Source organism: Legionella sp. (genome assembly GCF_965140895.1).
Classification (GTDB): Bacteria; Pseudomonadota; Gammaproteobacteria; order Legionellales; family Legionellaceae; genus Legionella.
In genome coordinates this window covers 1-13,814 of record NZ_CBCSKT010000094.1, presented here as the reverse complement: position 1 = coordinate 13,814, position 13,814 = coordinate 1, and the positions used below count along the sequence as shown (strand labels likewise).

The window sequence follows — 13,814 nt, the reverse complement described above, 5'->3', positions numbered from 1 at the left end:
ATTGCGAATCTTGACGAAGCAACCCAGAGCGATGCATCGTTAGAGCTGAGTTCTGGATTGCTTCACTGCGTTCGCAATGACGACGTAGAACACTACGAATAGAACAAGGATGACGTAACCTTATTACCAGTATTTTGCTGTATGTGATTCATTATCAATGATGAGGTGGGAAAATGATTTCTCAAGAAATAAAAGACTGCTTACCCGAATTAGATCTTCGACACAAGCAAACTACTAATATCGTATTCATCACCTTCTGGAGCCAATTCTCTGTCTATGCATTGAATACCATTTTAATTCTATTTTTGACTCGTCCTCTACTGGCTAAAGGACTCGGTTATAGCCAAGCCAAAGCTTATGCCTTTATTGGTGTTGCCCATGCCGCAGGTTATTTAATGCCTATGTTAGGCGGATTTATGGCGGATACAGTCGTTGGGGTAAGGCGCTCGATACTTCTTGGGAGTGTCATGCTCGCCTTTGCTTACTTACTCATGATGCTTAGTGGCTATACGGTAAATACATTAGGAGATCAATTATTTATTGCCGCCTATGCGTTTATTCCAGCAACAAACTCATTGTTAATGGGCACCTCCTCCAGTATGGTTTCCCATATTTATGCTGATGATGCCATCAAGGCAAAATCAGCAATGACCTACTATTACATTGCTATTAACGTGGGTGCCCTTCTAGCTACATTAATCGCCCCTGCTTTACTAGAAAGCCGTTTTGGCCCTCTTTCCATTCTGACCATCGCCTTTATAGGAAAATCCATTGCGGCATTAAATTTCGCCAACCGCTATTTTATTTATGATAATGTGATTTGGGGAAAGGATTTATGTGCGCTCTCAAGCTCAGGAATACTTCGTCTCATCGCCTACATTGTAGTTATCTACTTATTAACGCTCTATGCGTTTTCACATGTATATATTGCCAGCACGTTAATTGCGATAGGCAGCAGCATGGGTATATTGTGGTTTTTGAAAAAGACCCTCAGCCTTAGTGGCCCCACTCGTGACAAGCAGATGATTGCAATTTTACTGGTTGTTGAGGCTATTGTATTTTTTGTTATCTATAATCAAATGAATAGCACACTCATCCTTTTTGCCCAAAATAATTCAGACCATAATTTATGGGGCATCTCCGTTTCACCCGCTCATTACCAAATATTAAATCCATTTTTAATTTTAGCAATCGGTAGCCAACTTCCCCGTTTCTATAAGATGGTTCCCCGATTTACAATCCCCTATCAATTCGCAGCGGGTGTCTTTCTTTCAGGGCTTGCTTTATTGGTCATGACATTTGCCGCGCACAGAGCAGTAGATGGCGTAGTAAATGGTAATTACATTGCCCTGACCTACATTTTAATTACCATTGCCGAATTATGGGTCAGTGCCATTGGTTTAAGCATGATTGGTTTGTATTGCGATCAAAAATCCATTGCCTTCGCTATGGGGGTTTGGTATCTCGCAAGCTCGCTTGCTCATGCCATATCTGGCCGGCTCGCAGCTTGGGTCGCAATCCCGGTAACGATTAATTCGCCAGTAGAAAGTTTACCTTTCTATAAAGATTATTATCTTATGCTAGGAATAAGCGCTATTATCTTAGGTGGTTTTATGTATGTGGCGGCTTATTATTTACAAAAGATAATGAAAAAACGCGGAATTAGTTTAGCATAACCAGGTTACAACCAGTTGTATACACAAGGCTTTCAGGCCATATAAATTTCATCATTGCTATAGCTGTTAAATTTTTCGTTGATGAAAAGCCATTTGCCCAGGCATTTTACCATTTTAAAACTTGAGAAATATTTTGTGCTTTTGCCAGCCACACCCTAAAGTCTTTTGATACTCGGCATCATCTAAAGAGTGGGGAGGCTGATTTGGTGGGTTACTGGGCGCAGTAGTTGAAAATGAGGTTGCCTACGAGGATGCATTTTCGTCCAGACTATATTGCAAGCAATCAGCCTACATGTACTATGTAGACTATTATAACTCCAACCCTAAATTATCTCGCTTAAAAACCCTGTCTGCGCGATAGCTGGAGCGAACTAATGGCCCTGAAGCCACTTCAAAAAAACCTTTTTGCAAGCCAATTTGTCTTAATTCAGCAAAGGTTTCTGGTGTTACATAACGTTCGATAGGCAGGTGATTTTTCGTAGGTTGCAAATATTGTCCTAAAGTCAAAATATCTACATTATGAACCCGTAAATCATCCATCGTTTGAATAATCTCTTCATTGCTCTCGCCCAACCCCAGCATCAAACTGGTTTTAGTTAAAACATCCGGGCGATAGCGTTTAGCAAAGGACAGTACATTTAATGTTTGCAAGTAACCTGCACGATTATCACGCACAGGATGAGTTAAACGCTCTACCGTTTCCACATTTTGCGCAAATACATCTACTCCACTATCCAACAATAGTGCAACATCACGTTCAATACCTTGAAAATCAGGAGTTAAAGCCTCTACTTTAGTTTTAGGAGAACGACGTTTAATCGCTTGTATTGTTTTTGCATAATGATGTGCACCGCCATCGGCTAAATCATCTCGGTTTACTGAAGTTAAAACCACATAATCCAAGTCCATTAAAACGACAGTATTGGCTGTATTTTCTGGTTCTTCGGCATCAAGCCAGCCATGAGGGTTCCCGGTATCAACTGAGCAAAAACGACATGCGCGTGTGCACACAGCTCCCATTAACATAATGGTTGCCGTACCATGTGACCAACATTCTGAAATATTAGGGCATTTAGCTTCTTCACAAACAGTGGCCAAACGGTGCTTTTGCACCTGTTCTTTTACCTGACTATATGCAGGAGTGGTCTGATTAACGATGCGTAACCATTTTGGTTTAGGCATGCGCTCATGAACATGCCCTGTTGATTTTACACCATCTTTAATTGCTGTAATACCATTAGAGGTTTTGTATTTATGTCCGCTTTCAACAACTACGGGAATATCAATGAGCTTACTCATGCTACCACCTGAAAAACAAAGAATAATGATGATCCCAAATCATTAGTTCAAGATCAAGTCAAATTTATAAAACGTCCGCAAACAGCCAATACAAGTACCGTAAATACCGACACAGTTAAATTAGCTAAAAGAAGAGGGTATGCGATTAAGCACACAGCAATCGCTAAAATAAACAGCAAGCCTATAGGAACTAAGCGTGGCTGCATGGTGGCAAATCGCCTCACTTTAAACAATGCCAAATAAAGAATCAATATAATCACTAAAGGTAGTATATATAACGCCTGGTACAACAATTGATAAAATCCTGCTTGCATAGACGATACATGCTGATTATTTAACCATTGCTCAAAAATATAAGACCAATTCATAACGCAGGTTTGTTGATAGACAGTGATCATAAATCCGAATAAAAATGCCACAGACAACAACCAACAACGGGTCGACTGCTTTTTATAAAACTGAACAACAAAGTACACTGCCGCAGCCCCTAAGATAAGTGCAGGACCTCGTAGCCATGGAAGTAACTCATAAAAACTACTAGTATGCGCTTGCTGCCAGTAATGGGTAATTGCCACCGCAAGAATAAATAATAAACTAGCGCTAATACGAGTTTTATGATTTTCGCCTAAAAACAAAAACGCTAAAAAGCCTGCAAAACAGAAAAACGCACAAGGCGAAAAAGCATCGGTTATCGCAATAGTTACAATGTAATTAAATGTTGAAGGTTTCTCAACCATTCCTGAGTCAAATTTATTAGCATTAGCCCAATGCCGTAAAGTATCGATTGTTGCTGGAGTTAAAGTGCCGTCGTTTTCAATTTGCTGCTTACAATAATTAATGGCATGCAATAGATCTTTGCCTGTTGTTTCAGCTGAAGCAAAGCCTAGCCAACGAGAACTACAAAAATAAATCGAAGGAACTGCAAAATCATCCATATGCTGTTCACTTAATAATTGATTAAAACGGATTAATGCATTTTTATCTTCATTAATGATATTGCGTTGAACATGCAAATAAGGAGCCGTCTTGGTGAATGAGCTAAAAAACTCATCTGCCTTATGACAATGAGGGCAGGAGGAAGAAAGAAATAATTCCACATTAAGCGTTACCTTCTTATTCGCATCCTGGGTGTACCAGGATACCGCACCATCCCCTGCCCATAAATTAAAGCTCAATAAAAAGAATACCCAAAATAATTTAAATGCTGTTTTCATAAGATGCAAACTTATATTGAAAACAATACTATAGCACTCATCCTTATCCTGTTAATAGGTATGAATGTAATTTTCCAAGTGCTCTATAATTCGCGATTTATCTTCCAGTATGTGATAAAGCAAGTCACCAATCGACACAATAGCTATAAAATTCTGTTGCTCATCATCACGAATTAGAATGTGCCTTCGCTTCGTAATAGTCATGGCTTGCATTGCTTTTTCCACTTCATCATTAGATCTCAGAATTGTCACATTTTTATAAACAACATCTGCAACCTTTCCGGTATCCATGTTAACGCACTTATGTAAACAGGAGCGAACAATATCACGTTCACTTACTATGCCAATCAACTTTTTCTCATCATCCACCACAACTAATGCACCAATATCCAGTGAATTCATCAAATCAATACATTTCCTTATTGATTCATCAGGACGGATGTAAGCAATTTCGCGACGAGGCATAGGCAAGACACTGTGAATTAAGTCAGCCATTTTTTTCTCCATAAGATATAAAACATCTCTATTGTATAAATATAGTACAGAGATGTGTTTTTGAGATCTTGACTATGGCTAATTTTTATTCGACGCCTTGATATGGCGAAGCCTACCTAAGGTTTTCCTTAGGTAGGCAAACCCTTGATTAGAGCGTGCTGCATCAAGGATTTTAAATTTATGGGCGGACGATAATACGGTTTTCTACAGATTGAACACCAGGAACTTGGCGTGCAATTAATTCTGCCGTATCACTTTGACGAATCTTTTTAACATATCCTGATAAAATCACTACATTTTGTCGTGTTTCAACACGGATTGGCGCTACAGCTAGCTCATCATTGCGCATTAATGCCTCTTGTACTGATTGAGTCAAATCACCTTGAGGAGCAGGAGCAAATGAAGGATTAGCAAATGGTGCACCAAATAAAGATGCTGGTTTACCTGGATTTGACTGACAACCTACCAGCAATCCCAAAAGCCCAGCAACTAAAACTTTAAACATACAGTTTCGCATAAAAAATCTCCAATAAAATTACGTGCACTGCTAAAAACCAGCATGTGTCGCCTCTGTAGGTATAAGCAGAAGAAACTGCTATACTTTTTCGTATTAAACAAAAATTGCCTCGAGACAGACACCATGAAAAAAATGGCAAAGACTGTTCCTGCTAAAAAAAAACAATCGTCACTTGCAGCTGAAGTGCAACAAGCTACACTAAGTGCCAATGAGTGTAAAGACTGTGATCCTCCAGAAATGAGTGATATTTTTGATTTTATCGATAAAACCTATCAAGCTAATTTAGCCAAAATTACTGCAGGAATTAGTCCAGCTTCTATTGGTATCTCCTATTTTTCCTGGATTGCGCAACTCATGCAAGCACCTGGCACCATGATGAAATTAGGGGTTTCTCCGGCAATGAATTTTTCCGACTATGTTAATAATCTCTTGAATCAAGAGAAACCTGCAGATGGTCAAGATGTACGCTTTCATACTGATAATTGGAGTTACTATCCCTGGCGCCTGTGGGCTGAACAATTTTTGCAAATTGAGGAGTTGGGCTTAAAAGCAGCCACAGAAATCCCAGGACTCCCTGTGCCGGTGAAACGGACTATTTCATTCATTACCCGGCAAATCCTTGACGCGGTATCGCCTGCGAATTTTGTATTAAGCAATCCAGACTTATTCCAGGAAACAATCCGTTCCAACGGTAAAAATCTAATTCGTGGAACTGAATTAGCAGTAAAAGATTTTATGGAAAAATTGACAGGCACCCCTCCTGCTGGGGTAGAAAATTTTATTCCTGGAAAACAAGTAGCAATCACTAAAGGCAAAGTAGTATTCCAAAACCATTTAATTGAATTAATCCAGTATGAGGCACAAACTAGTCATGTTTATAAAGAACCTGTATTAATGCTTCCCGCATGGATCATGAAATACTATATTCTGGATTTATTACCTAATAACTCTTTAGTTAATTGGCTTACGCAGCAAGGACATACAGTTTTTATTGTTTCTTGGAAAAACCCTGATTCTAAAGACCGCAATATTGGCCTTGAAGATTATTACCGTCTAGGAGCAATGGCTGCTATTGATGCGGTGTCCAGCATCATACCCAATACTAAAATTCATTTAATGGGTTATTGCCTTGGAGGTACCTTGGCCATGATTACTGCTGCAGCGATGGCTAAAAATAATGATTTACGTCTAAAATCATTATCCTTACTCGCTGCGCAAGGTGATTTCACTGAAGCCGGCGAATTATTATTGTTCATCACGCGCAGCGAAGTCTCTTTCTTAAAAAGTATGATGTGGGATCAGGGATATTTAGATACCAAACAGATGGCAGGTACATTCCAAATGTTACGTTCATACGATCTTATTTGGTCCAAAATGGTTCAAGACTACATGCATGGCACCCAAAGAGGTATGATTGCATTGTTGGCATGGAACGCCGATGCAACACGTATGCCTTATAAAATGCATAGTGAATACTTAGAAAAATTATTCCTCAATAACGACTTTGCTGAGGGACGGTTCACCATTGGGGGAAAATACATTGTTGCTGAAAATATTCAGACTCCTGCTTTTGTAGTCAGTACGGAAAACGATCACGTAGCCCCTTGGAAATCCGTTTATAAAACACATTTAATGATTCATGGGGATATTACCTTTGTGCTCACCAATGGTGGACATAATGCGGGGATTATCAGTGAGCCAGGTCGAGAGGATCGAAATTACTTGATTCGTGAACAGAAAAGAGATGATTCTTATATTGGCCCATCCATATGGCGGGAAGAAGCGGAAAAAAAATCGGATTCTTGGTGGATAGCGTGGCATGAATGGCTTGTTGAACAATCAAGCCCTTCTATGGTAAAAGCACCAACTATGAATAAAAAATTACCGGATGCTCCGGGTACGTATGTATTACAAAAATAAAAACGCAATTGAGGTCTAGAAATGGATAAAGACTATTATAAAATAATGGGATTAAGCCAAGATGCAACTGAAAAAGATATTAAGCTAGCCTATCGTAGGCTGGCTCGTAAATATCATCCGGATCTTAGCAAAGAAACAGAGGCAGAGGAACGCTTTAAAGAAATGGGCGAGGCTTATGAAGTTCTTAAAGATCCAGTGAAACGCACCGAATACGACAACTACCTAAAAAACCGTGAATTTCATTCGCATGCCCAGCAAGAGTCAGGCAGGCATAGCGAACGTTCCGGCCCCTATCAAAGTCATGGTACACAATTTAATGACGATTTCTTTGAGTCTTTATTTGGCCATTCGCGGTATCAGCAACAACCAATGGCTGGACAAGATTATCAAGGAAAAATTAATGTTAGTCTGGAAGAGGCGTTTAATGGAACGACACGAACCATTGAAGTTCCCACCCGACAAGAAGGTGCTAAAGCAACCCAGACCTTGAAAGTAAAAATTCCTCAAGGAGTAAAATCCGGTCAACAGATTCGTGTGGCAGGACAAGGTGCTCCCGGAATTCAGGGTGGTCCACCTGGAGATATTTACCTGACAGTTGAAATCGTCAAACATCCAATTTTTGATCTAATGGATAATGATATTTACCTAACCCTTCCCATTACACCTTGGGAAGCGGCCTTAGGTGCAACAGTGACTGTGCCTACTTTAACTGGAAAAATTGACTTAAAAATTCCTCCTGGCTCACAAGGAGGACAAAAATTAAGATTAAAAAATCGTGGTCTTCCAGGCGCCACTGCTGGTAACCAATATGTACTATTAAAGATTATTACTCCACCAGCAACTACGGAAGCGGCAACAGAGCTTTATAAAAAAATGGCGGAAGTAATGCCTTATAATCCTCGCGATAAGATGGGGGCCTAAACATGGATAAAAATGATATTTTAGTTGGCATAGTTATTGAAGAAACCAAAACCTTCACGTACACCGAAGTATGTCATAAGTACAATATACCGAAACAATTATTAAGTGAAATGATGGAACATGGATTATTTTCCAACTCATCTACGGAGCTTGAGCAGCTGAATCTCAATCCAAAGGAATTACATAAAATCGAATCAGCCTTTCGCTTGCATCGTGATTTAGGTATTAACTTACCTGGCGTGGTACTGGCGATTGAACTCATTGAGAAAATAGAAAAATTAAATGATGAGTTAGATATTATGCGTAGACATTTTTGATATTTATCTTAAGTCTGGCCTGGTTGCTTGCAAACAGGCTGCACCGTTTAAATTAACCCCTAAAATTATTCCCTAAGATATTGCTCCTTATTGAAATAAAGTAATACAATAAAATTTATGAATACCTTAACTACAAGCTAAATTTATGCGCCCAGTATTTATCATTTTAATTATTGCCTTAGTTGTGCTCCAACACAAACTTTGGCTCGGAGATGGAAACTTAATCCAATGGGTCGCTTTGCAAAAAAAATTAGCGGACCATGAGCAGAAAAACGATAAATTAGTCGTACGTAATCGAGCTCTGGAAGCAGACATTAAAGAACTCAAAAGTGGAGACCAAGCTTTAGAAGAGCAAGCTCGTCATGAATTAGGTATGATCAAACAAAACGAAGTGTATTATCAGTTTGTTGATTAGGTCTCGGACAACCGCCTGTTGTAGATTGGACTCATAGCCTAAAGCGAGGCATCGTTCACAGAAAAACTTAATGTTAGGCCATGAGTTCAACCTACACGGCCAATAATTCCAAAAGTTCTGGGGGCTGTCTATCCCATAGACTCAAAACAAAGCCGCCACCTCCAGAACCCGTAGGTTTCACCGCCAAAGCTCCCATGGAGGTCAACCAATTCATATGCTGCTGCAGGCTCTCGCTCACCAAACCCCACTGCATAAAACAATCAGCAGCTTTATTAATGGCCTTAGCTAAATTATTAGTTACCTCAGCGCCCCCCTGCTCTAACGCTGCTTTAGCTTCCTCAACCGATTCAGCCATTTGCAAATCAAGCTGTTTTGCTAATTGCGGCTCATTCGCCCACAAGTGCTGCACCTGCTGAATGCAATGAGAAGTAATACCAATTTGATTGCATGACGATAAAAAAAACTGGGGGTGCGCTGTTTGTCGCAAAAGAGTAGCTTCTCCTGCTTTAAAATAAACCCCACTTTCTGCAGCAACACCTGCAACATCTAAACCACTACTTTTACCATGAAATAAATGTTCCAGTTCTTTAGCAAAAGCATTACACTCTTCCTGAGCAAGCATTTGCTGTGCGCAAAACCAGCGACTCATTGCTACACAAAGAGCAGCAGAAGCCCCCATTCCCCCACCTACTGGAATAGTGCTGTTTAAAAGAAAATGTCCACCGAGTTGATTTAAAGAATGACCTAGCAATTTGAGTCCATGCTCTAATACACTCCAGAACAGTAGATGCATATCTGAACCACTACTGCCCATATAATCTGCACTTAATGAAGGGGTATTAGCCGAATAAGTAAAAATTAACTTTCTTTCTTTAACCGGAAAAACTAAGGCTGCATGCCCACGAACAACAGCATGTTCCCCTACTAAAATCCATTTACCATAAGTTGTCGTTTCAAAATCATAGAACTTCATAATTACCCACCAGAAAATCACGTTTGAACTCGCGTGCCATTTCCATTTGATCGGATCGATACAATAAATGAATGTTTGGTCCAGCATCCATGGTTACTATAGGCCCATCGCCTTTGCTATCCCAAAATTGCTGCAAATCATTCAGCACACCCAAACTATTTGATGATATATAAGAAAAAGGTTGTGCGCAGGTATTAAATAATTGATGCATATCTTGAAACTCACGCCAGCAAATCTGGTAGGCACTTTCCCAATCATTTGCCATAAATGCGTTAAGCAATAGCTGCAAATTTTCTTCTGCCCGCTCAGCTCGCGTTACATAAAGTTCACTGCTTTTAACGAGCTTATGCGCCTCACTAGACGACACCGCTTTTTGATCAGCACTAATAACTACAACCTGATGTATTAATTCAGGATAAGGCAGCTCTATTGGTTTTACCGCGTTATCCTTCTGCCATAAAACCCAAGGGGTATGGAACGAACGACAAGATGAGCCAGAACCTAGGCGGCTTAGTGAGGCTTGCTCCTCCACTGTGGGTAATTCTTGTTGAGTTAATTCAGCCAGGGCATATACAGCACATCGAGTAAGTGCGGCAAAACTTGAAGCAGAACTCGCCATACCGCTGCTATGAGGAAAGTTATTACAAGACTGGACTAGAAAACTACCTTCATAACCAAATTGCTTTTTTATCCGTGCTAAATGGTTCAAAAACTTCGTTTCACCTAATTCAGATAATGCCAATTTAGCCTGCCCAGGCACAACTAAAGGTTCCCATGCATCATGAGCAGCATCAATTTGTTCAAGTTTTACGGTACTTAATAGATTATTTAAGGTGTAAGACAATGAGGAGTTATCTGGATTGTTGGAACTCTCATCTTTCTTCCCCATATATTTGATTAACGCAATATTAGCAGGAGCATGAGCCAGCCAATGCATAATGATCTCCTTGGAATTAACTCCAGTTATAGCTGTTGTATAAGAATAAAAGAGAAAGATAACCTACAAGGCAAACTTGCTTCAATAATAGAACAGTCGCCTGTTACGTGCCGCGGTTTATCCGTGACACGTAGAGAAGAGGATTAGCTCCTCCTTTCTTCATATTGTTCGTAATTTTGAATTAGCCAATTGCGCAGTAGGCGTATTAGGATAAGCTCTTACTACTTGTTGCAGATATTTTTGCGCTTCGGGCTTATTGCCCATTTCAGCGTAGGCATACCCTACTTTCAACATGCTTGCAGCAGATTTGCTCGAAGTTGGAAACTGTTTTAATACGATATCAAAATGCTCTATTGCCTTTGCATAATCTTTTTTTACTAAATACAGCTCCCCTAACCAATATTGTGCATTGGAGGTATAACCACCACGAGGATATTTTTGTACAAACGTATTCATTGAGCCCAAGGCATCATCATAACGTTTGTTTTTAATTAATTCATAGGCTGCTAAATAGCTGATTTGCTCGTCAGCTGGATTTACTCTAGAAACAGGAGTCACTACTGGTTCTGGCGTAGATGCTGTTTTTGCTACGCTTTGTGCAGCAGGAGTACTGGCTCGTGACGCAGGCTCTTTAGAACCTACTGAAAGGTCCATTGCAGGCTTATCTGTAGCAGCTTTTGCTGAAACAGAAGCACCACCAGTTAAGCGAGAATCTAAATCTTTATAAAAGGCAACTTGTTGTTGCTGTAGTAATTTTAAATCATGAGCTTGAATTTCTAACTGTCCACGAAGCTCTTGCACTTCTTTTTGTAAGGCCTGGATTTTATCAATTAATGAAGCACTGTCAGAGACATTAGAACCACTTGGGCCGCTCATTTGGTCATCTTTAGCAAGTGCTGGACCATCATCCCCTTGATACGTATCAGAAGGGTAATCATTTTGCGCCACATCCATTGGCGGATCATCATAATATCGAGAATCGGAAACAGTCGCATCATGCGACTGTCGCCCATCCATCATTGCAAAATTATCACTATCATCAACTACCGGTGCCTGTGACCAACAGGTCAAAGGAAGAATTAACGAAAAACCAGCAGCGATAATGTGTCTTTTGCAATTAATCATCTTGTTGCCTCATAAGTAAACTCTACACGTCGGTTTTGTTCATGCGACGCAGCATCGTGTCCTAAGTTAATTGGACGCTCTTTACCATAGCTCACTACACGCATTTGATGTCTGCTTACACCAGCCATACGTAAAATGTCTGCTACAGTGTTTGCACGGCGCTCACCTAAAGCAACGTTATATTCACGGCTACCACGCTCGTCAGTATGACCTGCGATCAAAACACTGGCACCAGAATGTGACTTCAAGTATTCAGCCTGAGCATTTACAGATGGCAGGTACTTAGGATTTAAAACACTGTCATCATAAGAGAATAAATATAATTGGTTATGAGGTGCTTGAGTAGTATAAGACTCACCTGGCTCTTGACCAGCAAAACGAGTAAATTGGCCTAGGCCTTGAGCGCTAGCACCAGCATCACTCACACCAGCTCCAGCCATTCCTGGTGCCTTAGAACAAGCTGCCACCAATAAAACACTCGCTGCAAGCAGACCTAATTTACAAATTGATCCGGCTTTCATCCTCAATCTCCTTTATTCTTCTTATTAGTAAAAATTTACGAAATCCCAATATGGGCTCTTGAGGCGACATTGTACAGTTCTTTTTTTTTTTTTGCTACAAGAGCGGTAAGAAATAGATCTGTTATTCCTATTAAGTTAAGCTGTCATCTCGAACGTAGTGAGGGATCTCCGATGCAAGCACAGAGCCAGATGCAGGAGATCCTTCACTACGTTCGGGATGAGGTTTTTCCCGCGAACAAGCCACGGGACGTAAGAAGCAAAAATATATAGAAGTGAACTGCGTTTTGTTATAAATGCGATACCACAAACTCAGACATCCTCGCTGTAAATTGGCGTGTTGCCTGATTAGCGGCTACTACACCACCATAAGGATTATCTACAGAACATGGGACTTGCAGACTAATAATTTTAGACCCAATCACTGTGTTATCGGAAACACGAGTCAACACGACCTTGGCTGAAAACTGGAGTACGCTTGGCTTTCTAAGGAAACGTTGCTCTAAAGAAAGTAACTGAGTGTCTAAACGATAATCGGCACCCTGACTGTATGAGCTAGAGAGCACTGCATAGAAAATACCGGTTTTTTGCAAACTTTGCACCATTAACGGATAAAGCATATCCGCAGGCGGATTAGTCCAGGAGTTTTTCGCAAATGACTCTAGCTGAAAAGGCTTATTCACATAAAGCATTTGCTCTGATTGATAGCCTGCAGCAGCATCAGGCGGGGTCACCCAAAGGGCCACACGTTGAGGATGCCTTGTTAGTTGTTTACTGCTGTAAGCAGTTAATTGGTATTGGTTCGTTGCTGGAATTTTAACCGGTGAACAAGCAACGAGTAGTAAACAAATCAAACACAACCCTAAACTATTTAATCTTCTCATTACTTATTCTCCAGGCCCTGGTTTTGGAGCTGAACTCCCACGAATCACCACCGAAGGGTTTTGACGCATTTCATTACTAACCTTTTCAAGGTTTACTGAAATAGCATTTAATCGGCGTAACAATGTAGAGGCAGGCGCCAAAGTTTCTTGAGATAGTTTTTCTAAAGTATTTCTTCCAGATCCCATGGTACTTGATACGCTAGTTCCCGCATGACTTAAGCTATCCGCCATGGTTTTAAATTTAGAAACCCCGGTTTGCAACTCTCTAAGTAATTGTGAAAACTCTTTACTGGATTTGGCAATATTAGTCAAAAATACGTCCGCATTTTTTATACTGTGATCAATATGTTCACTATTCGAGGCAACCACATGAGTAAGCTTTTCTACATTATTTAAAATACGAGATACATGTCTGGCATTTTTCTGGTTAAAAATATATTTCGCTTGAGTGCTAACGTTATTGATGCTCTCAGAAACCTCTTTTAAAAGATTATCTAATTGGTTAAACAAAGAAGGTTTTGCCGGAATAACGGGATAGGGCTCGCCCGGGAGTTTCACTATAGGAGTCAAATCAGAAGTACTCGCACTTAAACCAATATAGGT

The 13,814-nt window shown here is 40.2% G+C and carries 14 protein-coding genes and 1 pseudogene; 5 read left to right on the top strand and 10 right to left on the bottom strand.

Features of this window, described 5'->3' with window-relative positions; genetic code table 11:
* The first annotated feature begins 173 nt into the window (after positions 1–173).
* Positions 174–1,676 (top strand): peptide MFS transporter, encoded by a 1,503-nt coding sequence (locus ACQY7T_RS10095; RefSeq protein WP_428413131.1) that lies wholly within the window; start codon positions 174–176, stop codon positions 1,674–1,676.
* 309 nt (positions 1,677–1,985) lie between these two features.
* Here ACQY7T_RS10095 and lipA read toward each other — a convergent pair whose 3' ends face one another.
* From lipA to ACQY7T_RS10075, 4 genes are all read right to left on the bottom strand, one after another.
* On the bottom strand, positions 1,986–2,975 hold the full coding sequence (gene lipA, locus ACQY7T_RS10090) for a lipoyl synthase (protein WP_428413130.1): 990 nt from the start codon (positions 2,973–2,975) through the stop codon (positions 1,986–1,988).
* Positions 2,976–3,028: 53 nt separating this feature from the next.
* Complete coding sequence (locus tag ACQY7T_RS10085) at positions 3,029–4,189, bottom strand: hypothetical protein (protein WP_428413129.1); 1,161 nt, start codon at positions 4,187–4,189, stop codon at positions 3,029–3,031.
* A gap of 51 nt (positions 4,190–4,240) precedes the next feature.
* The gene (locus ACQY7T_RS10080; protein WP_428413128.1) at positions 4,241–4,684 is read right to left on the bottom strand and encodes a CBS domain-containing protein; all 444 of its coding nucleotides are present in this window, start codon (positions 4,682–4,684) and stop codon (positions 4,241–4,243) included.
* A 178-nt stretch (positions 4,685–4,862) separates the two neighbouring features.
* Entirely contained in the window at positions 4,863–5,201 is a 339-nt protein-coding gene (locus tag ACQY7T_RS10075) for a BON domain-containing protein (RefSeq protein WP_428413126.1), read from the bottom strand.
* A 123-nt stretch (positions 5,202–5,324) separates the two neighbouring features.
* Here ACQY7T_RS10075 and ACQY7T_RS10070 point away from each other — a divergent pair, with 123 nt between their 5' ends.
* The 4 genes from ACQY7T_RS10070 to ftsB all read left to right on the top strand — a co-directional run bounded on the left by ACQY7T_RS10070 (position 5,325) and on the right by ftsB (position 8,774).
* Entirely contained in the window at positions 5,325–7,121 is a 1,797-nt protein-coding gene (locus tag ACQY7T_RS10070; protein WP_428413125.1) for a PHA/PHB synthase family protein, read from the top strand.
* A 21-nt stretch (positions 7,122–7,142) separates the two neighbouring features.
* Positions 7,143–8,042, top strand: coding sequence for a DnaJ C-terminal domain-containing protein (locus ACQY7T_RS10065; protein ID WP_428413123.1), 900 nt, complete (start codon positions 7,143–7,145; stop codon positions 8,040–8,042).
* Between the two features lie 2 nt (positions 8,043–8,044).
* The gene (locus ACQY7T_RS10060) at positions 8,045–8,359 is read left to right on the top strand and encodes a chaperone modulator CbpM (protein WP_428413122.1); all 315 of its coding nucleotides are present in this window, start codon (positions 8,045–8,047) and stop codon (positions 8,357–8,359) included.
* 145 nt (positions 8,360–8,504) lie between these two features.
* Positions 8,505–8,774 carry a cell division protein FtsB gene (gene ftsB / locus ACQY7T_RS10055; RefSeq protein WP_428413121.1) on the top strand — a complete coding sequence of 90 codons (270 nt, stop codon included), beginning with the start codon at positions 8,505–8,507 and terminating at the stop codon, positions 8,772–8,774.
* A gap of 91 nt (positions 8,775–8,865) precedes the next feature.
* Here ftsB and ACQY7T_RS10050 read toward each other — a convergent pair whose 3' ends face one another.
* The 6 genes and pseudogenes from ACQY7T_RS10050 to ACQY7T_RS10025 all read right to left on the bottom strand — a co-directional run.
* Positions 8,866–9,747 carry a mevalonate kinase family protein gene (locus tag ACQY7T_RS10050; protein WP_428413120.1) on the bottom strand — a complete coding sequence of 294 codons (882 nt, stop codon included), beginning with the start codon at positions 9,745–9,747 and terminating at the stop codon, positions 8,866–8,868.
* A complete protein-coding gene (locus tag ACQY7T_RS10045; protein ID WP_428413119.1) occupies positions 9,734–10,684 on the bottom strand; it encodes a diphosphomevalonate decarboxylase in 951 nt (316 codons plus the stop codon). Before ACQY7T_RS10045 ends, ACQY7T_RS10050 begins: the two co-directional genes overlap by 14 nt.
* Before the next feature lie 159 nt (positions 10,685–10,843).
* Positions 10,844–11,809 carry a tol-pal system protein YbgF gene (ybgF, locus tag ACQY7T_RS10040; protein WP_428413118.1) on the bottom strand — a complete coding sequence of 322 codons (966 nt, stop codon included), beginning with the start codon at positions 11,807–11,809 and terminating at the stop codon, positions 10,844–10,846.
* Positions 11,806–12,330 (bottom strand): peptidoglycan-associated lipoprotein Pal, encoded by a 525-nt coding sequence (gene pal / locus ACQY7T_RS10035; RefSeq protein ID WP_428413117.1) that lies wholly within the window; start codon positions 12,328–12,330, stop codon positions 11,806–11,808. The genes ybgF and pal overlap by 4 nt, the downstream gene beginning before the upstream one ends.
* 287 nt (positions 12,331–12,617) lie before the next feature.
* A complete protein-coding gene (locus tag ACQY7T_RS10030) occupies positions 12,618–13,211 on the bottom strand; it encodes an ABC-type transport auxiliary lipoprotein family protein (RefSeq protein ID WP_428413116.1) in 594 nt (197 codons plus the stop codon).
* A gap of 3 nt (positions 13,212–13,214) precedes the next feature.
* Positions 13,215–13,814: pseudogene (locus ACQY7T_RS10025) on the bottom strand (MlaD family protein); the annotation flags it as partial.